The organism is Janibacter zhaoxuefangae, assembly GCF_050271985.1.
GTDB lineage: Bacteria > Actinomycetota > Actinomycetes > Actinomycetales > Dermatophilaceae.
This window is the reverse complement of record NZ_CP189849.1, coordinates 964,882-986,045: the sequence shown is the minus strand read 5'-3', so window position 1 is coordinate 986,045 and position 21,164 is coordinate 964,882. Positions and strand designations below refer to the sequence as shown.

Annotated in this window: 15 protein-coding genes; 3 read left to right on the top strand and 12 right to left on the bottom strand. The window is 71.5% G+C overall.

Features of this window, described 5'->3' with window-relative positions:
• Positions 1–243: 243 nt before the first annotated feature.
• The 11 genes from murC to mraZ form a co-directional block, all read right to left on the bottom strand.
• The gene (gene murC, locus ACQBAS_RS04630; RefSeq protein WP_427385217.1) at positions 244–1,719 is read right to left on the bottom strand and encodes a UDP-N-acetylmuramate--L-alanine ligase; all 1,476 of its coding nucleotides are present in this window, start codon (positions 1,717–1,719) and stop codon (positions 244–246) included.
• Entirely contained in the window at positions 1,719–2,828 is a 1,110-nt protein-coding gene (murG, locus tag ACQBAS_RS04625; RefSeq protein WP_427385216.1) for an undecaprenyldiphospho-muramoylpentapeptide beta-N-acetylglucosaminyltransferase, read from the bottom strand. Before murG ends, murC begins: the two co-directional genes overlap by 1 nt.
• On the bottom strand, positions 2,825–4,096 hold the full coding sequence (gene ftsW / locus ACQBAS_RS04620) for a putative lipid II flippase FtsW (protein ID WP_427385215.1): 1,272 nt from the start codon (positions 4,094–4,096) through the stop codon (positions 2,825–2,827). The genes murG and ftsW overlap by 4 nt, the downstream gene beginning before the upstream one ends.
• A 2-nt stretch (positions 4,097–4,098) precedes the next feature.
• Positions 4,099–5,607 carry a UDP-N-acetylmuramoyl-L-alanine--D-glutamate ligase gene (gene murD / locus ACQBAS_RS04615; RefSeq protein WP_427385214.1) on the bottom strand — a complete coding sequence of 503 codons (1,509 nt, stop codon included), beginning with the start codon at positions 5,605–5,607 and terminating at the stop codon, positions 4,099–4,101.
• The gene (mraY, locus tag ACQBAS_RS04610; RefSeq protein WP_427385213.1) at positions 5,604–6,686 is read right to left on the bottom strand and encodes a phospho-N-acetylmuramoyl-pentapeptide-transferase; all 1,083 of its coding nucleotides are present in this window, start codon (positions 6,684–6,686) and stop codon (positions 5,604–5,606) included. Before mraY ends, murD begins: the two co-directional genes overlap by 4 nt.
• On the bottom strand, positions 6,683–8,089 hold the full coding sequence (locus tag ACQBAS_RS04605) for a UDP-N-acetylmuramoyl-tripeptide--D-alanyl-D-alanine ligase (protein ID WP_427385212.1): 1,407 nt from the start codon (positions 8,087–8,089) through the stop codon (positions 6,683–6,685). The genes mraY and ACQBAS_RS04605 overlap by 4 nt, the downstream gene beginning before the upstream one ends.
• Positions 8,086–9,696 carry a UDP-N-acetylmuramoyl-L-alanyl-D-glutamate--2,6-diaminopimelate ligase gene (locus ACQBAS_RS04600; protein WP_427385211.1) on the bottom strand — a complete coding sequence of 537 codons (1,611 nt, stop codon included), beginning with the start codon at positions 9,694–9,696 and terminating at the stop codon, positions 8,086–8,088. Before ACQBAS_RS04600 ends, ACQBAS_RS04605 begins: the two co-directional genes overlap by 4 nt.
• An 11-nt stretch (positions 9,697–9,707) precedes the next feature.
• A complete protein-coding gene (locus tag ACQBAS_RS04595) occupies positions 9,708–11,873 on the bottom strand; it encodes a penicillin-binding transpeptidase domain-containing protein (protein ID WP_427385210.1) in 2,166 nt (721 codons plus the stop codon).
• Positions 11,874–11,889: 16 nt separating this feature from the next.
• Positions 11,890–12,564, bottom strand: coding sequence for a hypothetical protein (locus ACQBAS_RS04590; protein WP_427385209.1), 675 nt, complete (start codon positions 12,562–12,564; stop codon positions 11,890–11,892).
• Positions 12,561–13,556: a 16S rRNA (cytosine(1402)-N(4))-methyltransferase RsmH gene (gene rsmH, locus ACQBAS_RS04585; RefSeq protein ID WP_427385208.1), complete on the bottom strand. Its 996-nt coding sequence runs from the start codon at positions 13,554–13,556 to the stop codon at positions 12,561–12,563. Before rsmH ends, ACQBAS_RS04590 begins: the two co-directional genes overlap by 4 nt.
• 233 nt (positions 13,557–13,789) lie before the next feature.
• Positions 13,790–14,221 (bottom strand): division/cell wall cluster transcriptional repressor MraZ, encoded by a 432-nt coding sequence (gene mraZ / locus ACQBAS_RS04580; protein ID WP_427385207.1) that lies wholly within the window; start codon positions 14,219–14,221, stop codon positions 13,790–13,792.
• A 373-nt stretch (positions 14,222–14,594) separates the two neighbouring features.
• On the opposite strand from mraZ, the gene ACQBAS_RS04575 reads away from it, so the two are divergent.
• From ACQBAS_RS04575 to ACQBAS_RS04565, 3 genes are read left to right on the top strand one after another with little or no spacing between them, the layout of a single operon-like run.
• Entirely contained in the window at positions 14,595–15,599 is a 1,005-nt protein-coding gene (locus ACQBAS_RS04575; protein WP_427385579.1) for an AAA family ATPase, read from the top strand.
• Positions 15,600–15,619: 20 nt separating this feature from the next.
• The gene (locus tag ACQBAS_RS04570; protein WP_427385206.1) at positions 15,620–16,864 is read left to right on the top strand and encodes a DUF58 domain-containing protein; all 1,245 of its coding nucleotides are present in this window, start codon (positions 15,620–15,622) and stop codon (positions 16,862–16,864) included.
• Positions 16,861–19,218, top strand: coding sequence for a transglutaminase TgpA family protein (locus ACQBAS_RS04565; RefSeq protein WP_427385205.1), 2,358 nt, complete (start codon positions 16,861–16,863; stop codon positions 19,216–19,218). Before ACQBAS_RS04570 ends, ACQBAS_RS04565 begins: the two co-directional genes overlap by 4 nt.
• A gap of 40 nt (positions 19,219–19,258) precedes the next feature.
• Here ACQBAS_RS04565 and ACQBAS_RS04560 read toward each other — a convergent pair whose 3' ends face one another.
• The gene (locus ACQBAS_RS04560; RefSeq protein ID WP_427385204.1) at positions 19,259–21,043 is read right to left on the bottom strand and encodes an RNA polymerase sigma factor; all 1,785 of its coding nucleotides are present in this window, start codon (positions 21,041–21,043) and stop codon (positions 19,259–19,261) included.
• Positions 21,044–21,164 lie beyond the last annotated feature (121 nt).

The following is a 21,164-nucleotide window of genomic DNA, read 5'->3' as shown; positions in this document are numbered from 1 at the left end:
GAGGTCGCTTCGGGGCCCGTGCGGGTGTCGTCGCGGCGGGCCTCGCCGACGTCGGTCGGGACGCCTTGGCGGAGGTCGGTCGGGCACCCTGCGCCGACGTCGGGCGCGCGGACGGCGCCGGTGTCGGCCGTGAGGCAGGGGGCCGTGGCGCGGCCGGTCGCCGCCCCGTCGAACCCGCCGGCATCGCGGGACGGCGTGGCGTGGCCGGACGTCGACCCTGACCGGGAACCGAGGGGCCCGGGGTCATGCCGGGGCCCCTTCGCCCCGGGCCGTCCCTCGCTCCCGCAGCGCGTCGAGCACGAGCGCGCCGAGCGCGGTGACGTCACCAGCGCCGACCGTGAGGACGAGGTCGCCGGACTGGGTCCCCTCGACCGCACGGGCGACGGCGGACTCCTTGTCGAGGACCAGCACGTCGCTGCCCGAGGCCCGCAGCGGCTCGGCGATGAGTTCGGACGTGACGCCGTCAACCGGGTCCTCACGGGCGCCGTAGATGTCGAGGAGGACGATCCGGTCTGCCGGCGCGAGACCCGCGGCGAACTGAGCGGCGAAGTCGCGTGTGCGCGAGTAGAGGTGCGGCTGGAAGATGACGGTCAGCCGGCCCTCGCCGGCGACCTCCTTCGCCGTGCGAACGACGGCCTCGACCTTGCCGGGGTTGTGCGCGTAGTCGTCGATGACCGCGACTCCCCCGACGGACCCCTTCGCCTCGAAGCGTCGCCGCGTCCCACCGAAGGACGCGAGACCGGCGAGCGATGCCTCGGGGTCGACACCGAGGCCGACGGTGGCGGCCAGGTGCGCGGCCAGGGCGTTGAGGAGGTTGTACCGCCGTCCGGGCACGGCGATCTCGAGGCGGCGGGCGACGCCGTCGGCGTCGAGCAGCGTGGCGGCCGCGCGATAGCCGTCGAGCTCCAGGTCGACAAGCCGCGCCGTGACCCCCTTCGCGCCCTCGGTCAGTCCGTAGGTGACCACGCGGACTCCGTCAGCGGCGGCTCGCTCGGCGAGTCGCGCCGATCCGGGGTCGTCGGCGCAGGCGACGAGGACACCACCGGCCTCGATGGTCCCCGCGAACTCGGCGTAGGCCGCCTCGACCGTGGCGAAGTCGCCGTAGAAGTCGAGGTGGTCGGGCTGGACGTTGGTCACGATCGCGACGTGCGGTCGGTAGACGAGGAAGGAGCCGTCGCTCTCGTCGGCCTCGGCGACGAAGACGTCACCCTCACCGATCCGGGCGTTGGTTCCCTCCGTCGTCAGTTCGCCACCGAGCGCGAACGAAGGCCGTTGGCCGGCATCGGCCAGGGCCACGGTGAGCATCGAGGACGTGGTCGTCTTGCCGTTCGCGCCGGCGACGGCCACACGGCGCTGACCGGCCATCGTCGAGGCCAGCCCCTGGGAGCGGTGCAACACGCGCAGGCCACGCTCCCGGGCGGCGGCGAGTTCGACATTCGTCTCGCGGATCGCCGAGGAGATGACCACGGTGTCCACACCGTCGAGGTGGGCCGGGTCGTGTCCGACGTGCACCCGTGCGCCCTCGGCGCGCAGCGCCTCGAGGACGGCGGAGTCGCGCGCATCCGACCCGGAGACGCGGACGCCTCGCTCGAGCAGCAGTCGGGCGACGGCCGACATCCCGGCCCCGCCGATGGCGATGAGGTGGACGTCGCCGAGGTCGGCGCAGTCGGGGACGTCGGCGCGGAAGTCGAAGCGCGGGTTGGTTCCCTGCACGCCCATCACGCCCGTCCACCGGTGGCGAAGGCGGACTCGACGAGGTCGGCGAGCCGCTCGTCCCCGTCGCGCACCCCGATGGAGGCGGCGGCGGTGGCCATGGCGTGGAGACGCTCGCGGTCACTGAGCAGCGGGATGAGGGTCGAGGAGACCCACTCGGCCGAGACGTCGGCGTCGTCGACGACGATGCCTCCCCCGGCCGCGACGACGTCCGTGGCGTTGAGCCGCTGCTCGCCGTTGCCGATGGGCAGCGGCACGTACACGGCGGGCAGGCCCACCGCAGTCAGCTCGCAGACGGTGTTGGCTCCCGACCTGGCCACGACGACGTCGGCCGCCGAGTAGGCCAGGTCCATCCGGTCGGCATAGCTGACGACCTTGTAGGGGGCTCCCACGCCGGTGTCGGCCGGGGTGAAGTCCTTGCCCTCGCCGGTGATGTGCAGGACCTGGATGCCCGCGGCGGACAGGGCCGAGACGCTGGCCTCGAAGGCGGTGTTGAGCCGCTGGGCACCGAGCGAGCCACCCGTCACGAGCAGGGTCGGCCACTGCGGGTCCAGGCCGAAGTGGGCCATGGCCTCGGCGCGGTGCGCCGCACGATCGAGGTGCGTGATCTCCCGGCGCAGGGGCATGCCGACGAGCTGGCCTCCGGCCAACGGAGTCGAGCCGAAGGTGACCCCGACGTGCCGCGAGAAGCGGGCGCCGAGCTTGTTGGCCATCCCGGGGCGCGCGTTCTGCTCGTGCACGACGATGGGGATGCGGCGCTTGCGCGCGGCGAGGTAGGCGGGCGTGGAGACGTAGCCGCCGAAGCCGACGACGACCTGGGCGCCCGCGGCGTCGATGGCGCGGCCGGCCGCCTTCACCGCTGCGTTGAGATTGCCCGGCAGGCGCAGCAGGTCACCGCTGGGACGACGCGGGAAGGGGACCTTCGGCACCGTCTCCAGCCGGTAGCCACGGGCGGGGACGAGCCGCGCCTCGAGGCCCTGCGCGGTGCCGAGGGCGACGATCTGGAGGCCGTCGTGGCGCGCGGTGAGGCAGTCCGCGAGGGCGAGCAGTGGCGAGACGTGCCCGGCCGAACCACCCCCGGCGAGCAGCACGCTGGTCAATCGGTCGGCAGTCATCGGGCACCTCGGCGGATCGGGGGCAGCACGGCGAGCGATCGCCGCACGAGTGACGGACGGGCGGCGAGCGCGGCCTCACAGCCGGGCTCCCGCCGCGCGAAGGACAGCAGGATTCCGGAGGCGAGCATCGTCGTGATGAGCGAGGAGCCGCCGGAGGAGACGAAGGGCAGGGGGACACCGATGACCGGCAGGAGGCCGATCACGGCGCCGATGTTGATGATCGCCTGGACGACGATCCACGTGAGGATGCCGGCGGTGGCGATCCGGACGAAGAAGTCGTCGGTGCGGGCCACGATCCGGTTGCAGGCGAGCACGAGGACGGCGAAGAGCCCGAGGATGAGGAGCGTGCCGGGCAGGCCGAGCTCCTCCCCGATGATCGCGAAGATGAAGTCGTTGTGCGGTTCGGAGAGCCACTGCCACTTCTCGCGGCTGGCGCCGAGGCCCACGCCCCACCAGCCGCCGTCGGCGAGCGCGTAGCGACCGTGCAGCGGCTGGCGGCAGATGCCGTAGTAGAGCTCCGGGTCGGACGTCGGATTGCAGAGCGAGCGGTCGAGCCAGATGCTGATGCGCTCCATGCGGTTGCTGCTCGTGCGTGCCGCCACGAGGCCGAGAGCGACGAGCACGCCGCTGCCGACGAGGAACCAGCGCAGCGAGACCCCGGCCGCGAAGAGCATGCCGACGACGATGGAGGCCAGGACCATGGCCGTGCCGAGGTCGTGTCCGAGCATGACGAGCAACAGGACGAGGCCCGCAGCCGGGAAGACGAAGGGGATCAGGGCGTGACGGATGTCCCCGAGCAGGCGCTGCTTGCGGGCCAGCATGGCCGCGCCGAACAGGACGAGGGCGATCTTGCCGAGCTCACTCGGCTGGACGGACGCCACCCCGAAGTCGAGCCAGTTGCGGTTGCCCTGGTAGCCCATGCCGAGCGGCGTGAAGACGAGCAACTGCAGGACGATGGCGCCGGCCAGCGCCGGCACCGCGAGCTTCTTCCAGAAGGCGATCGAGCGCCCCGCAGCCCAGTACATGGCCACCGCGCCGATCACGGCGAACTGGAGCTGGCTGAGGAAGATCGTGAAGGAGGACCCGTCCTCCTTCAGCGAGACGATCATGGACGCCGAGAGCACCATGATCAGACCGAACGAGACGAGGATCGACGTCACCGACAGCAGCAGGTAGTACGTCGTCACCGGGGACTCGAGACGCTCGCGCACTGCGGCGCCGGCCGAGCGGATGGAGCGAAGGGCGGAGGAGTCAGCGGTCAGGCTCACTGTCACTCCCCTCGATCGGCGTACCGTTCCACGGCCGCGGCGAACGCGTCGCCGCGGGCACCGTAGTTGTCGAACATGTCCATGGACGCAGCCGCCGGTGCCAGCAGCACCACGTCACCCGGCTCGGCCTGAGCGGCCGCGGCGCGGACGACGAGGTCCATGGCCCCAGTGTCCGATGCGTCGATGTCGATCACGGGGACATCCGGCGCGTGTCGGGCGAGCGCGGCCGCGATCTGCGCCCGGTCCCGCCCGATCAGGACGACGGCGCGCAGCCGCGGGGCGGCCTTCGCGACGAGGCCGTCGACGTCGGCGCCCTTGAGCAGGCCACCCGCGACCCAGACGACGTGCTCGTAGGCGCCGAGGGAGGCCGCGGCGGCGTGCGGGTTGGTCGCCTTCGAGTCGTCGATCCAGTGCACGTCGTCGACGGTCGCGACCGAGGCGATCCGGTGGGGTTCGGGGCGCCAGGCTCGCAGACCGTTGCGAACGGCGGACGCGGGGACACCGTGGGCGCGGGCCAGGGCGGCCGCGGCGAGGGCGTTGGCCACGAGGTGCGGCGCGACCGTGGGGGCGTCGCCCCGCAGGTCCTCGAGGGTGCCGAGTTCCGCGGCGTGGTGACGCCGGTCCTCGACGAAGGCGCGGTCGGCCAGCGTGTCCTCGACGAGTCCGACCATCGACGGGTGGGGTGTGCCGAGCGTGAAGCCGATGGCACGGCAGCCCGCCTGGACGTCGGCCTCCTCGACGAGTCGCTCCGTGGCCGGGTCGTCGACGTTGTAGACGCAGGCGATCTCGGTGTTCGCGTAGACCTTGCCCTTGGCGTCCGCGTAGGCCTCGAGCGAGCCGTGCCAGTCGACGTGGTCGGGGGCGATGTTGAGGCAGGCCGAGGCCTGCGGCGCGATCGAGGAGGACCAGTGGAGCTGGAAGCTGGAGAGCTCGACGGCGACGACGTCGAAGGGCTGGGGGTCCTGGACCACCTCGAGGATCGGGGTCCCGACGTTGCCGGCACTGATCGCCCGAAGCCCCGCCGCGGTGAGGATGGAGGTGAGCATCTGGACGGTCGTCGTCTTGCCGTTGGTGCCCGTGATGGTGAGCCACGGCGCGGCGCCGTGGGCCGGACGCATCCGCCACGCGAGCTCGACCTCGCCCCAGATGGGGATGCCGGCAGCGGCGGCCGCGGCGAGGACGGGCTGGTCCGGGCGCCATCCCGGCGAGGTGACGACGAGGTCGATCGGCTCGGGGGGCAGGCCGCTCACGTGCTCGGCGCCGGTGCGGACGTCGATGTCGAGGACCCGCAGGATCTCGACCCGTTCGCGCAGGGACTGGTTGGTCTCGGGGTCTCCCCCGTCGACACCGATGACGATGGCACCGTGTTCGGCGAGGGCATCGGCCGCGGCGAAACCGGACACGCCCAGACCCGTCACGAGCACGCGCAGGCCGGACCAGTCCGCCTCGCGGTGTGTGAGCGTGGCCAGCCGGTCCGTGGGCGTGCCGCCCTCGGTGGTGGCCTCGGTCATGCTCCGCCCACCACCCATTCGGCATAGAAGAGCCCGAGGCCGAAGGCGACGAAGAGGCCAGCGATGATCCAGAACCGGATGACGATCGTGACCTCCTGCCAGCCGAGGAGTTCGAAGTGGTGCTGCAGCGGGGCCATCCGGAAGACGCGCTTGCCGGTGGACTTGAAGCTCGCGACCTGGATGATCACCGACAGCGTGATCGTGACGAAGAGGCCACCGAGGATGACGATGAGCAGCTGCGTCCGGGTGAGGATGGCCAGACCGGCGAGCGCGCCACCGAGGGCGAGCGATCCGGTGTCACCCATGAAGATCTTGGCCGGCGAGGCGTTCCACCAGAGGAAGCCGAAACAGGCACCCATCCCACAGGCGGCGACGACGGCGAGGTCGTGGGCGTCGCGGACCTCGTAGCAGTTCGGTCCCGGGTTGGTCTGGCAGTTCTGGTTGAACTGCCAGATGCCGATGAGGACGTACGACGCGAAGACCATCACCGAGGCACCCGTGGCGAGCCCGTCGAGGCCGTCGGTGAGGTTCACGCCGTTGGAGGTGCCGGCGATCATGAGGTTGGCCCAGAGCACAAAGAGGATGATCCCCAGCAGCGGACCGGCGAAGGCGAGGTCGATGCCTGTGTCGCGGACGAAGGAGATGTTCGTCGACGCGGGCGTCCGGTACTGCTCGTTCGGGAAGTTCAGCGCAAGGATCGCGAAGACGACCGCGACGAGTGTCTGGCCGGCGAGCTTCTCCCCCGACCGCAGCCCGAGGCTGCGCTGCTTGCTGATCTTGATGTAGTCGTCGAGGAACCCGACGAGGCCCAGCCCGGCCATCAGGAAGATGACGAGCAGTCCGCTGACGGTCGTCGGGGTCCAGGTCACGAGGTGCGCCAGCCCGTAGGCCGCGATGGACGCTCCGATGATGACGGCCCCGCCCATCGTCGGGGTCCCGCGCTTGGTGTGGTGCGAGGTGGGTCCGTCGTCGCGGATGAACTGTCCGTACCCCTGCTTGACGAGGTACTTGATGAACATCGGTGTCCCCAGAAGGGACAACACGAGTGCGAACACCGCCGCGAAGAGCACGGCCTTCACTCGGGCACCTCCATCTGGGTCAGTCGGTCTCCGAGCAACCGTAGTCCTGCGTCGCGGCTGGACTTGAACAACACGACGTCACCGGACGTGATTTCGTCGACGAGCAGGTCGTGGGCGGCGTCGGCGTCGGCGACGAAGGTCGCTTCGAGCCGGGCGCCGGCCCCCTCCGCGGCCTGCGTCGCACCGTCGACCATGGGTCGGGCCATCTCACCGACGACGACGAGACGGTCGACTCCGCGCCGGGCGGCCTCGGCGCCGATGGCGGCGTGCTCCGCGTCGGAGTCGGGTCCCAGCTCGAGCATCGAGCCGAGGACCGCCCAGGTGCGGCGCTGGCCGCCCATCCCCTCGAGGGCCGACAGGGCGGCGCGCATCGAGTCGGGGTTGGCGTTGTAGGCGTCGTTGACGATGGTCACGCCGTCGGGGCGTTCGGTGACCTCCATGCGCCAGCGGCTCACCGGCCGACCGGCGCCGAGGCCGGCGGCGATGTCGGGCAGGGAGAGGCCGCACTCCCGAGCGATCGCGGCGACCGTGAGGGCGTTCGCGACGTGGTGGGCGCCGTGCAGTCCGAGCGTGACCGGCGCACGCCCTTCGGGCGTGATCAGCGTGAAGGTCGCCCGCGCGGCCTCGTCGAGCGTGACGTCGGTGGCCCGGACGGTCGCCTCGGGTGCGCCGGCGGCGCTCGTGCCGACGATGCGGGCCTCGGTCGCGGCGGACATGGCGGCGACGGCGGGGTCATCGACGTTGAGCACGGCGACGCCCTCGGCGGGCAGGGCCGCCACGAGTTCGCTCTTGGCTCGGGCGATGGCCTCCTTCGAGCCGAACTCCCCCATGTGCGCGGTGCCGACGTTGAGCACGGCGCCGATGCGGGGTGGGGCGATCTCGGTGAGGTACCGGATGTGCCCGATGCCGCGGGCGCCCATCTCGACGATGAGGAAGCGGGTCGTCGGGGTCACCCGGCAGACGGTCAGGGGCACGCCCACCTCGGAGTTGAGCGAGCCGACGGGGGCGACGGTCTCCCCCACTCCGGCCAGGACGCCCGCGAGGAGGTCCTTCGTGCTCGTCTTGCCCGAGGAGCCGGTGATGCCGATGACGACGAGGCCGTCGACGGCCTCGACGACGTGCCGGGACAGGGCCACGAAGGCGGCCTGGACGTCGTCCACGACGACGCAGGGCAGTCCGTCGACGGGCCGGGTCGTCAGGGCCCCGACGGCGCCGTGCTCCACGGCCGACGGGATGTAGTCGTGACCATCGGCGTGCTCGCCGACCCGGGCCACGTAGAGGCTGCCGGGCACGGCCTCGCGGGTGTCGGTGACGACGGCGCCGTCGACGACGACGTCCGCTCCGTCACCGGCGAGCGTGCCGCCGACGATGTCGCGAATCTCGCTCAGTCGCAACGGAATCATGCGTCCACCTCGGGGGTCGGCGTGCGGTCGGGGGCCATCCTGTTCGGGGACGTGGTCCCCAGCGCGGCGTCGAGCGCGGCGCGCAGCTCCTCGCGGTCGTCGAAGGGATGCACCGTGCCGGCGATCTCCTGCCCGGTCTCGTGGCCCTTGCCGACGAGGGCGACCGTCGATCCGCGTCCCCCTTCGACAGCTGCTCGGACGGCCACCGCGATGGCTTCCCGGCGACCCTCGACATCGATGATCGTGGCGTCCGTGCCGGCGGCGCGGGCGCCGTCGGCCACGGCCGAGCGGATGTCCGCGGGCACCTCGGAACGAGGGTTGTCGTCGGTGACCACGACGACGTCGGCGCCGTCTGCCGCAGCCGCCCCCATGCGGGGACGCTTCTCGCGGTCACGGTCGCCACCAGCCCCCACGAGGACGACGAGTCGCCCGGGCGTCTCGGGCCGCAGTGCCCGCACGAGGGCGGCCACGGCGTCAGGAGTGTGCGCGTAGTCGACGACCGCCGTGGGGGCACCGTCGACCGGGACGGTGGCGGTGACCGGCTCCATGCGGCCGGGGACGTAGGGCGGCGTGAGCACCGCCGCGGCCACGGCGTCCGGGCCGTGTCCGTCCAGCAGGAGCGTGACGGCGGCCATGGCCGTGTTGACCCGGTTGAAGTCGCCCGGCAGAGCCGAGGCGAGGTCGAGGGTGGTCAGTCGCCCGTCGAGGACGCCGGTGAGCGTGAATCGCGCGTCACCGTGGCCAGCCTGCACCGTCCAATCGGCACCCGCGGCCGGGTCGGACGCCAGCGTCGTGACCGGGATGGTGGCGCGCTCGGCGAGGCGTCGGCCCCACTCGTCGTCGATGCAGACGAGACCGGCGCGAGCCCGCTCCGGGGTGAAGAGGGCAGCCTTGGCATCGAAGTACTCGGCCATCGTGCGGTGGAAGTCGAGGTGATCCTGGGAGAGGTTCGTGAAGAGGGCCAGGTCGTAGACGACGCCGTCGACACGGTGCAGGGCGAGCGCGTGGCTCGAGACCTCCATGACGCAGTCGTCCAGGCCCTCCTCGGACATCAGACCGAGGATGCCGTGCAGGTCCGGCGACTCGGGGGTCGTGCGGGCGCTCTTGATCCGCTCCGTGCCGATCCGCGTCTCGACGGTCCCGATGAGGCCCGTGCGCCGGCCGAGGGCCTCGAGCGCGGACGCGATGAGGTAGGCCGTCGTCGTCTTGCCGTTCGTGCCGGTGATGCCGATCAGGCGGGGGGCCATCTCGTCGGTGCCGTAGACGATGGCAGACAGTCCACCGAGCACGGCCCGCGGGTCGTCGACGACGATGACCGGCGGGGTGAGCCCGGCGCCAGCCATGACCCGGATGCCCTCCGGGTCCGTCAGCACGGCGGTCGCGCCGGCGGCCATGGCCTGCTCGGCGAACTGCGCACCGTGGGCGTTCGCACCCGGCAGTGCGGCGTAGAGATCACCGGGCTGGACCCGCCGGGAGTCGAGGGTCACGCCGGTCACCGAGAGCTCGGTGGGGCTGACGTTGGCGGAGGAGGCGAGGGTGCCGGACACATGGGTGGCGAGCCGGGTGAGCCTCGTCGGACGCGGGGTGGCGGGACGGGGTGAGGACACGGGGATCAACCCTAACGCCGGTCGGGGTTGCCGTTGTCCCGCAGGAGACCGGGTGTGGAGGCCTTGGGCGCCTTGCTCAGCTTGAGCTTCAGCTTGGGCGCCTTCGAGTCCTCCGGCGTCGGCGGCACCTGGAGCGCCTGGAGGGCGTAGGTCATGACGTCCTTGAAGACGGGCGCCGCGACCGTGCCACCGAAATATCCCTTGATCGGCCGCTGGAGGATGACGGAGACGACCAGCTCGGGGTCATCGGCCGGGGCGAAGCCGATGAAGCTCGCCGTCTTGCCGGAGTAGCCACCCACCGTGTCGTCGTAGCGGTCGGCGGTGCCCGTCTTGCCGGCCACGCGGTAACCGGGGATGCGCGCCTCGGGCGCCGTTCCCTCGTCGGTGACGACGCCCTCGAGCATCGTGTTGACCGCGCGCGCCGTCTTGGTGGACACGACGCGCTCCCCCTTCGGCGCCGCGACCTCGTCGTAGCCGCCGTCCTCGTTGCCGATGCCCGAGATGAGCCGGGGCGGCAGGCGCACGCCGTCGTTCGCGATCGTCTGGAAGACCCCCGCGGCCTGGATGGCCGTCACGGACAGACCCTGACCGAACATCACCGTGTACCTCTGGGAGCCGTCCATGTCCTCGGTCTTGGGCAGCAGCCCCGCCGACTCCCCCGGGAAGTTGAGCCCCGTCTTCGAGCCGAGACCGAACGTCCGGTAGTACTTCTCGAGCGTGGCCGTGCCGACCTGCTCGCCGGCGAGGATGATGCCGGTGTTGCTCGACTGGGCCAGCGCGCCGGCGAAGGTCAGGTACTCCGTCGGGTGGACGTGGGAGTCGGTGAAGGTCCTGTCCGAGCGGGCCAGGGAGTACGGCACGATCATCGGTGTGGTGGGCGTCGCCACGCCCTCCTCGAGGGCGGCCGCGGCAGTCATGATCTTCGCCGTCGAGCCCGGCTCGAAGACGTCGCTGAAGGCGAGGTTGCTCAGCGAGCCGGAGCCGACGTTGCCGACGTCGTTCGGGTCATAGGTGGGCGCGGAGGCCAGCGCCAGCAGCTCACCCGTCTTCGCGTTCTGGACGACGACGGTGCCCGAGAGCGCCTTCGTCTCCTTGATCTTGTTGACGAGCGCGTTCTGCGCGTACCACTGAAGGTCGTTGTCGATCGTCAGCCGCAGGTCGCGCCCGGTGTGGGCCGAGTCGGACTCGTAGATCCCGTTGGGCAGTCGCGAGCCATCCTGGCCGATCTCGTAGGTCACCTTCCCCGCGCGGCCGGCCAGCGTCTCGTCCTGGAGCAGCTCGAGGCCGCCCCCGGCCGCGCCGTCGTCGGTGACGAAGCCGACCAGGGAGGCTGCGGTCGTCGACTGCGGATAACTGCGCTGGGAGGTCCGCTCGCTGTAAATGCCGGGGATGCCCAGAGCGTTGATCTTGCGCCAGGTGAGCGGGGAGATGTTCTTCTTCAGGACGACGTAGCGAGACTCCCCGTCGAGCTTGTCCTCGAGGCTGGCTTCGCTCATGTCCAGCAGGCTCGCCAGGTCGGCAGCCGCCCCGGCCACCCCGACCTCAGTGAGGACTCCGTCGATCTCCTTCTCGTAGGAGGGGACGGCGGTCTGGTCGACCGTGACCGTGCGCCGCTCGATGCTCGAGGCGAGCACGGTCCCCTTCCGGTCGTAGATCGTGCCGCGCAGGGCCGGGACGACCTCCGTGCGCGTGCGGCTGCTCAGGGCCGAGGCGGCCGTCGTGGCCGAGTCGAAGCCCTGGATCCGGATGAGTTGCGCCCCGAAGATGCTCAGGACGAAGAGGATGGCGATCGTCATCCCGCGCATGCGCGAGCGCGGGCTGCTCGTCGGCGCCGTGGAAGGTCGCCGCCGCGGGGGCCGCGCGGGGCGCTGCGGGCGGGACTGGCGACCGGGACCAGTGACGCGGGGGCTTGCGGCACGGGGGCCTCCGGCCGGCGCCGCGGCCCGGGCCGAGGTACGCGCCTGCGCCGGCCTCCGCTGCGGAGCAGTGCGGCCGCTCGGGGCGGCCTTGCGCGTGGCGGCCGGCTTCGGGGCGGCCTTCCGCGGAGCGGCCGGCTTGCGGGTCGGCGTGGCCTTGCGCGCGGTCGCCTTGCGCGGGGCCGCCGGCTTGCGGGCCGCGCCGCCGGAACGGGCAGGGCCGTTCCGGCGCGTGCTGTCGCCGCTACCTCGCTCAGTCACTGCCGATCCGTCCCGCTCAGTTCTTGCCGCTCTTGTCGGCCTTCTCGGTCCTACCCGCCTTGGCGGTGTTGGTCGTGCCGGCCTTGCTGCTGCCGGCCTTCGTGGTGCCGGCCTTCGTGGTGTCAGCCGTGGCGTTGGCCTTCCCCGCCTTCGCCTTCTTCGTCGTGGTGGTCTTCGTCGTGGACCCGGAGGTCCCCGAAGCTTTGGTCCCACCCGACGTCGTGCCCGATGTCGCGCTCCCGCCAGTGGCACTCTCGCTCGGCCCCGGAGATGCCATCACGCTAAAGCCCTCACCCTTCGTGGCCGCCTTCGCCACGCCGAGGACCGTGCCATCGGTGGCCTTCAGGAAGGCCGCGCTGTCGGCCGGCACCATCCCCATCGACACCGCCTCGCGCGCCAGTCGCGCCGGAGCCCGGCGACCGTCGATCTCGTGAGTCAGCGCCTCCTGCGCGTCGGCCAGCTCCGCGGATCGGGCCTGCAGGCGTCCGAGCTCGAAGGAGTCCTGTGCGAGGGCCGTGTTGAGCACGAGCACGGACAACAGTCCTGCGACGACGATGAGTCCGCAGATCCCGATGAACCACTCGCCGCCCGCGGCGACGGCGCCCGAGACCACGCGGAGGTCCCGACGAACCGGGGCCTGGGTGCGGCGGGCCCGGATCGGTGCCGGACGGGCGGCAGTCATCTGACTCATCTCGCGGTTCCTCCGTGCTCGCGGGTGCTGGTGTCTCGGGTGCGTTCGGCGACGCGCAGGCGTGCCGAGGCGGAACGCGGGTTCTCCGCCTTCTCCGCCTCGGTCGGCTCCTCGGCGCCACGGGTGATCAGGCGCAGGTAGGGGCGGTGCTCGGGGAGCTCGACGGGCAGACCGGCGGGCGCCGTCGACACGGCACCGGCAGCGAAGGCCCGCTTGGTGATCCGGTCCTCGAGCGAGTGGTAGGACAGGACGGCGATCCGGCCCCCGACGGCCAACCGCTCGATGGCGGCCGGGGCGGCCGCCTGCCACACCGACAGCTCGGCGTTGACCTCGATGCGTAGAGCTTGGAAGGTGCGCTTGGCGGGGTGTCCGCCGGTGCGCTGGGACGCGGCCGGGACGGCGCCGCGGAGCAACTCGACGAGGCGCGCCGAGCGCGTGAAGGGCTCCCGCTCGCGCTCGCGAATGATCGCCGAGACGATGCGCTTGGCGAAGCGCTCCTCGCCGTAGTCGCGCAGGACGCGGATGAGGTCTCCGGGTCCGTAGGTGTTGAGCACGTCGGCGGCGGTGATCCCCACGGACTGATCCATCCGCATGTCGAGCGGAGCATCCTGGGCGTAGGCGAAACCGCGGTCGGCCTCGTCGAGTTGGAGGGAGGAGACCCCGAGGTCGTAGAGGATCCCGTCGGCCCGCTCGATGTCCGCCTCCGCGAAGACGGTGTCGAGGTCGTCGTAGATGGCGTGCACCGCCTGGAAGCGGTCACCGAAGGACGCCAGCCGCGCACGGGAGAGGGCGAGCGCCTCCTCGTCCCGGTCGATGCCGACGACGCGGGCCTGCGGGAAGCGCTCGAGCACGCCCGCGCTGTGACCGCCCATGCCGAGGGTGCCGTCCACGAAGACGGCTCCCGGTCGCTCCAGTGACGGGGCGAGGAGGTCGAGGATGCGGTCGCGGAGGACGGGCACGTGCCGGTCGGCGGCAGCTCCGCGATCGGTCATGTGCTCCTCCTCCGGGCGATGTGCGTGCGCCGGTCGTGTTTCGGCGCTGGTCTGTCGTGTGGTGTGGCTGGGTGGCGGTTGTGCGGTGTTGCGAGTGATGCGGTGCTGCGGGTCTTGCGGCGATCCCCGGGTGGCGCCCCGCTGTCGTCAGGTCCCCATCCGCTCGGCCCGGCGCGGGGGAAGTCGCGTCGGGAACGAACGGCTGGAGGCCTGGCGGCAGCCGGGCCGCCGGCTCACAGGAGCCCGGGGATCACCTCCTCGGACTGATCGGCGAAGGCCTGCTCGGTGCTGGCCAGGTAGTCGGACCAGGCGGTGGAGTCCCACACCTCGACGCGGTGGCCGGCACCGATGACGGTGCACTCGCGCGTCAGCCCCGCGTACTCGCGCAGGTTGGCCGGGATCGTCACGCGCCCCTGCTTGTCCGGGACCTCGTCGGAAGCCCCGGAGAGGAAGACGCGCATGTAGTCACGGGCCGCCCGCGACGTCGTCGGTGCCTGCCGCATCTGGTCGGTCACCTGCTGGAACTCGTCCAGGGGGAAGACGTAGAGGCAGCGCTCCTGACCGCGCGTGACGACGAGGCCGGTGGAGAGCCGGTCGCGGAACTTCGCCGGGAGGAAGAGGCGGCCCTTGTCGTCCAGACGTGGCGTGTGCGTGCCGAGGAACACCGTCGCTCACCTCCCCTGTGGTCGCGCTCATGCGGGATGTCCATCCGTTGTCCTCCACATTACTCCACCAATCTCCCCGAATGCGCCCCAGCGAGCAGAAACTTGCCGTTCAATCGCCTGTTTTCGCAGGTCAAGGCAGTGGTGGAAAGTGGGGGGAAATTTCGGAGGTGACGCCACTTCCGGCGATTTGCCCCTGAGATCGCCCCCTTCGTGGCACTCTCGGCCCCGAACAGGGGGCTCCCGGGATGCCGAGTGGTGCGAAGTGGGGGGTGCCCGGACCGCCCACGGTGGAGGACAGTGGGAGAGGATTCGGTGATCGATGGAGGGCAGGACGATGACTGACGACAACGCGGGCCGCGACGGGCGACGATCGATGACGCAGGGCGACACCGAGGCAGGCAGGGCGCAGGGGCCACTGGACCCGGCCCGCGACCTCGAGCACGTGCTCGAGGTCTCCACCGCCCTCGCCGCAGCGATGAACCGCATCATCGAGGGCAAGCCCGACGTCGTCAGGACGGCCATCACGGTGCTGCTCGCCGAGGGCCACCTGCTCCTCGAGGACGTGCCCGGCGTCGGCAAGACCATGCTCGCCAAGACCTTGGCGCGCTCCATCGACTCCTCGGTGCGCCGCGTCCAGTTCACTCCCGACCTGCTGCCGAGCGACATCACCGGCGTCAGCGTCTTCAACCAGGACCTGCGGGACTTCGAGTTCCGGCCCGGCGCCATCTTCGCCAACGTCGTCGTCGGCGACGAGATCAACCGCGCCTCGCCGAAGACGCAGTCGGCTCTGCTCGAGTCGATGGAGGAGGGGCAGGTGACCGTCGACGGTCGGACCTACGACCTGCCGCACCCCTTCATCGTCATGGCGACGCAGAACCCCATCGAGATGGAGGGCACCTATCCCCTGCCCGAGGCGCAGCGCGACCGATTCATGGCGCGCCTGTCCCTCGGCTATCCCAGTCCCGCGAGCGAGGTCGCCATGCTCGCCTCGCACGGTTCGTCCTCGCCCCTGGACGAGCTCAAGCCGGTGACCGACGCCGCCACGGTGTCGCGGATGATCCGCGCCGTGCGGACGGTCCACACCTCCCCCGCGATCCGCCAGTACTGCGTGGACATCTCGACGGCCACCCGCGAGTCGAGCGCCGTCCGCCTCGGGGCCTCACCGCGCGCCACCCTGCACGTGCTGCGTGCGGCCCGCGCACACGCCGCCCTCTCGGGGCGCGACCACGTCCTGCCGGACGACGTCCAGTCCGTCGCGATCCCGGTGCTCGCCCACCGACTGCTCCTCAGCGGTGAGGCGCAGATGGCCCGACGCACCCCGACCACCGTGCTGCACGACCTGCTCGGACGCGTGCGCGTCCCCGCGCCCGGCCACTGAAGCGATCGAGGAAGCCGAGCATGTCGCGCCTGACCGACGTCATGACGACTCGGGGACGCAGCCTGCTCGCCGCCGGCATCGCCCTCGTGGCCTGTGGCGTGCTGCTCGGCTACGTCGACCTCACCCGCCTCGGGGTCCTGCTCGTCGCACTGCCGGCCCTGTCCGCCCTCCTCACCCGACGCCACCCCCTCGACCTGATCGTGGAGCGCCGCATCGTGCCGTCGCGGATCCAGATCGACGAGGTCGCGGATGTCACCCTCACGATCGAGAACGGCTCGTCGCGCACCTCGCCCCTCATGCTGGCCGAGGAGCAGGTCGACTACGCGCTGGGCGACCGGCCCCGCTTCGTCCTGCCGCGGATGTCCCGGGGAGAGGCTCGGACGCTCCACTATCGCGTGCGCAGTCACGCCCGTGGGCGGCACCGTTTGGGCCCACTCGCCGTCCGTGTCAAGGACCCCTTCGAGCTGACGACCCGCGCCACCACCCTCTCCGGGGGCGACGAGGTCATCGTCCTACCCCGGGCCGTCCCCCTCGGCGGTGGTCCACCCGCCAGCGGCACCGGCGGCGAGGGCGAAGTGCCGCACATGGCGGCATTGCACGGCGAGGACGACATCGCGATCCGTGAGTTCCGCGATGGCGACGACCTGCGCCGGATCCACTGGCCCTCGACGGCGCGAACGGGCGAGATGATGGTCCGCCAGGAGGATCGCCCGGCGCGACGGCGCGCCATCGTCCTCCTCGACACGAGCTCCGACGTCCACGCCGGCACGGGCACGGCAGGGTCCTTCGAGTGGGCCGTCACCGCGGCCGCATCCGTGTGCGCCCACCTCATCGAGCACGGTTACGCGGTCCACCTCGTCACGCCGGACACGGCCGCCGTGAGCAGCGAGCCGGTCACCCTCGTGACGGCCCTCGACGTCCTGGCGGTGATGGCGCCCACCGATCCGGACCGCTTCGACGAGGCCCTGAGGGCCTCCGCCCAGCTCTCCGACAGCGGCGGGATCGTCGTGGCCATCATCGGCGAGCTCGACGAGTCGCGCGCCTTCGGCCTCCTGTCCTCGAGGACGGCCGGCGCAACCGGCATGGCGCTGATCATCGACCGGGACAGCTATCGCCATCAGCCGTCGGGGGCCACGCGTACCCGGCCGGACATCCTGGCGATGGACCTGCTGGCAGCGGGTTGGACGGCGACCCCGGTCCGCTCCGGCACGTCCGTGGCCGAGGCCTGGCAGCAACTGCGGACCGGTGCGGGGGTACGACGGTGAACCGGGCCAATCCGATCGGTGGCGTCCTCGCCGGCCTCGCGACCTTCGCAGCCCTGTGTCCGTTGATGACCCTCTTCGAGACGCCGTCCTGGCTCGGCCCGGCGATCTGGACCATCGCCGCCGTGTGTGTCACGGGCGTCGTCGGGCGCTGGCTGGCCCCGCGGCCCGTGCCCGTCGCCCTCCTCCAGATCGCCGTCGTCGCCCTCGTGCTCGCCCAGTTGCACCTCGGCGCGACGTTGGAGAACGGCCTGCCGGGACCAGACACCTGGGATCTCGTGCGGCGCCTCGCCCTCGAGGCCCGGGACACGGTCATGGGGCATGCCGCGCCGGCACCGGTGACACCCGGGATCTCGGCGGCCATCGGCACCGGGGCGGCGCTGGCGGCACTGGCCGTGGACCACATCGGCGTCACCCGCCGCTCCCCCGCCCTGGCGGGCATGCCGCTGCTCGCCTGCTACCTCGTCAGCGCGAGCAACAGCCCCGAGCCGGTGAATGCGCTCTACTTCCTCTTCGCCGCGGCGAGCTGGTTGCTCCTCATGGGCACCGTCGGGGTGGACGGCATGCGGCGCTGGAGCGCCGTCGTCCCCTTGCGCGTGAGCACGGCCGGCCGCACGCGAGACACCGTCGCGGGCCTGTCCGCGGCAGCTCAGGGGCTCGCCATCACCGCCCTGGCGGCCGCCGTGCTGCTCCCGCAGGTGATCCCCCACATGCCGACCACCTTCCTTGCCGACGGCCTCGGTCGCGCCTCCACCGGCCGCGGCAACAGCAGCAGCGCCATCGAGCTCAACGAGGCGCTCGACCTGTCGCGGAACCTGCGCAACCCCTCCGACCGGCCGGTGCTGACCTACACGACCGACGACAAGACGCCCGGCCCCCTGCGTGTCGCCACGGTGCAGCACTTCACCGACAACCTCGACGACATCCCGGCCGATCGCGACGCCCTGCAGCGCGGCTACACCCCGCCGGTGGCGGGGTGGGACGTCGCCTCGAGGGTGCCCACGGAGGCTCGGACCCTCACGGTGACCGAGAACCATCTGCGAGCACCGCAGCTGGCCGTGCCGGAACGACCCGTCGCCGGCGAACTGGGCGGCACACCCTGGACCATCGACAGCCGAGGAACGGCCCTGGTCCAGGCGTCACCGGGGCGCTACACCGTGGACTACCTCAAGGTGGACCCGTCCGCCGCGGACCTGCGTGACCTCGGGGTCGCGTGGCCCTCCGATGATCGCGACCTCGAGCAGTACCTGCCGCTCGACCCCGCCTCCGCCGACGCCATCCGGGAGCTGACGTCCTCCGTGGTCCCCGAGGGAACGAGTCCCCTCGAGGCGGCCACCCTCATCCAGGAGCATCTGCGCGACACGTCGACGTACACCTACTCCCTCGACCTCGCCGACCCCGAGATCGGAGCCGACGGACAACCCGTCTCCGTCGACCCGATCGTCCACTTCCTGCGGACGAAGCAGGGCTACTGCCAGCAGTTCGCCTCGACGATGGTGCTCATGGCTCGCTCGCGCGGGATCCCCGCCCGGCTGGCCATCGGGTTCCGACCCGGGCAACAGGACGGGGACGGGACGTGGTCGGTCAAGGCCTCCGACGCCCATGCGTGGCCGGAGTTGTACTTCCGTGAGGTCGGCTGGCTTCGCTTCGAGCCGACACCCGGGAGCCGGTCGGGGGCGGCGCCGGACTACTCCGTCGTCGACGACGGAGCCGCCGGCTCAGGGACGGATGACACCTCGTCGTCGAGCACGTCCGGTACGCCCGGGGCGAGCGAGTCCGCGGCACCTCGGGTCCCCGAGGCTCAGAACGACGCAGCCGCAACCGGTGACCCGGGCACGGACGCCACCGGCATCGCGGGCGTCCCGGCGTGGGCCTGGGCGCTGCTCGTCCTGACCTTGTTCGCCCTCTTCGTCGCCTCGATCCCCCTGCTGGCACTCGTGCGCTGGCGCCGCGCGCGTGCACGCGCCGTCGACGAGGCCGCCCTGGCCGAGGTCGAGTGGCAGCGGATGATGCGCCGGATCTCCGATCTGGGGGTCACTCCCCCGGACGGGAACACGCCACGGCAGGCCGGTGAGTACCTGCGTCGGCGGGCCCACCTGGTCGGCGAGGACCAGGAAGCGCTCGGCCGGGTCGTCGCCACGTTGGAGCGCGCCCGCTACGCGCCGCCCGGCGTCGAGGTCGACGACATCGGCGACGACGCGACGCGGGTCATCCGGGCCGTGAGCACCGGTCGGCGCCGGTGGGATCGCCTGTGGGCCGCCACCGGCGGAGGCGACGGCATGCGCGGCTGGCGCGAGTTGTGGCACGCCGTGACCGGCGCACCCGGGCGCCTCTGGTCGCGGTGGCGCCAGCGCTGAAGGGGCCGGGACGGGTGCGAGCACCCGTCCCGGAGACCCGTCAGTCCAGGTAGTCCCGCAGGACCTGGCTGCGGCTGGGGTGGCGCAGCTTGCTCATCGTCTTCGACTCGATCTGACGGATGCGCTCACGCGTCACGCCGTAGACCTTGCCGATCTCGTCGAGCGTCTTCGGTTGCCCGTCGGTCAGGCCGAACCGCATGGAGACGACGCCCGCCTCGCGCTCGGAGAGCGTGTCGAGGACCGAGTGCAGCTGCTCCTGGAGGAGCGTGAAGCTCACGGCGTCGGCCGGCACGACCGCCTCGGAGTCCTCGATGAGGTCACCGAACTCGGAGTCGCCGTCCTCGCCGAGCGGGGTGTGCAGGGAGATGGGCTCGCGGCCGTACTTCTGGACCTCGACGACCTTCTCCGGGGTCATGTCGAGCTCCTTGGCGAGCTCCTCCGGGGTGGGCTCGCGGCCCAGGTCCTGGAGCATCTGACGCTGGACTCGGGCCAACTTGTTGATGACCTCGACCATGTGCACGGGGATGCGGATGGTGCGGGCCTGGTCGGCCATGGCGCGGGTGATGGCCTGGCGGATCCACCACGTGGCGTAGGTCGAGAACTTGTAGCCCTTGGTGTAGTCGAACTTCTCGACGGCGCGGATGAGGCCGAGGTTGCCCTCCTGGATGAGGTCCAGGAAGAGCATGCCGCGACCGGTGTAGCGCTTGGCGAGCGAGACGACGAGGCGAAGGTTCGCCTCGAGGAGGTGGTTCTTGGCGTTCTTGCCGTCCTGGGAGATCCACCAGAGCTCGCGCTTGAGCTTCATGTCGATCTTGCCGCCGGCGTTGAGCTGCTCCTCGGCGAAGAGGCCGGCCTCGATCCGCTTGGCGAGCTCGACCTCCTGCTCGGCGTTGAGGAGGGCCACCTTGCCGATCTGCTTGAGGTAGTCCTTGACCGGGTCGGCGGTGGCGCCGGCGGTGACGACCTGCTGAACGGGGGCGTCGTCCTCATCGTTGTCGCGGATGACGAAGCCGGACTTCTCTTCGACCTCCTTGGCCGGGGTCTCGTCGACCTCCTCGACCTCGTCGTCCTCGGTCGCGGCGTCCTCGCTGGGCGTGACGACCTTGGCCGCCGTCTTCTTCGCCTTGCGCGCGGCCGTCTTCTTCGCCGGCTTGGCGGTCTCCTCCGCGTCGACCTCGACATCGGCCTCGACATCGGACAGGTCGGGCTCGAGGGCCTCGAGGTCGATGTCCTCGGGCTCGACGGGCTCGGCGGCCTTGGCCGCCGTCTTCTTCGCGGCGACCTTCTTGGCGGCGGTCTTCTTGGCTGGCGCCTTGGCCGCGGTCGCCTTCGTGGCGGAGGCCTTCTTCGTCGCGGCCTTCTTCGCGGCCGGAGCGTCTGCCGTGCTGTCAGCCTCGGCCGTGGCGGTGGCTGCCTTGGCGGCCGCCTTCGTCGCAGTCTTGGTGGCTGCACTCTTGGTGGCTGCAGTCTTGGTCGCCGGCGCCTTGGTGGCGGCAGTCTTCGTGGCTGCCGACTTCTTCGTGGCGGTCTTCTTGGCCGCCGCCTTCTTGACCGTGCTCGTGGTGCCGCCACGTGCCGAGGAGGCCGCGGCCACCGACGTGGCACCCGCGGGCTCGAGCTCGATGCCCTGCTCCTTGAGCGACTGCAGGATGGCCCGCGCGCGGTGAGGCGTGACATCCGCCTGCGTCATGGCCTCGGCCACCTGCTCGCCCGTCACGCTCCCGTTCGTCGTGCCCAGCTGCAGCAGACGCTGCAGTGCGGCATGGGAGAAATCGGCAGGGACGGACGCCTTGGGCGTGGTGGAACTCGGGGACACAGGTGTCACCAACAACCTTTCATCGCACGGTCATGTTGCGCCTGCGACGCAGCCCGAGGGCCGACGTCTCAGCGCGCCATCATCGCGGTGGGTGTGGAGCGCGGGGCCGAGATCCTCGACCGCGCCGGCT

What these genes read in the sequence shown, in the direction of transcription:
- murD (WP_427385214.1), bottom strand. Translation starts at nt 5,607, where the DNA reads ATGACCGAGGCCACCACCGAGGGCGGCACGCCCACGGACCGGCTGGCC.
- murG (WP_427385216.1), bottom strand. Translation starts at nt 2,828, where the DNA reads ATGACTGCCGACCGATTGACCAGCGTGCTGCTCGCCGGGGGTGGTTCG.
- ACQBAS_RS04605 (WP_427385212.1), bottom strand. Translation starts at nt 8,089, where the DNA reads ATGATTCCGTTGCGACTGAGCGAGATTCGCGACATCGTCGGCGGCACG.
- ACQBAS_RS04575 (WP_427385579.1), top strand. Translation starts at nt 14,595, where the DNA reads ATGACGCAGGGCGACACCGAGGCAGGCAGGGCGCAGGGGCCACTGGAC.
- murC (WP_427385217.1), bottom strand. Translation starts at nt 1,719, where the DNA reads ATGGGCGTGCAGGGAACCAACCCGCGCTTCGACTTCCGCGCCGACGTC.
- rsmH (WP_427385208.1), bottom strand. Translation starts at nt 13,556, where the DNA reads ATGACCGATCGCGGAGCTGCCGCCGACCGGCACGTGCCCGTCCTCCGC.
- ACQBAS_RS04570 (WP_427385206.1), top strand. Translation starts at nt 15,620, where the DNA reads ATGTCGCGCCTGACCGACGTCATGACGACTCGGGGACGCAGCCTGCTC.
- ACQBAS_RS04590 (WP_427385209.1), bottom strand. Translation starts at nt 12,564, where the DNA reads ATGAGTCAGATGACTGCCGCCCGTCCGGCACCGATCCGGGCCCGCCGC.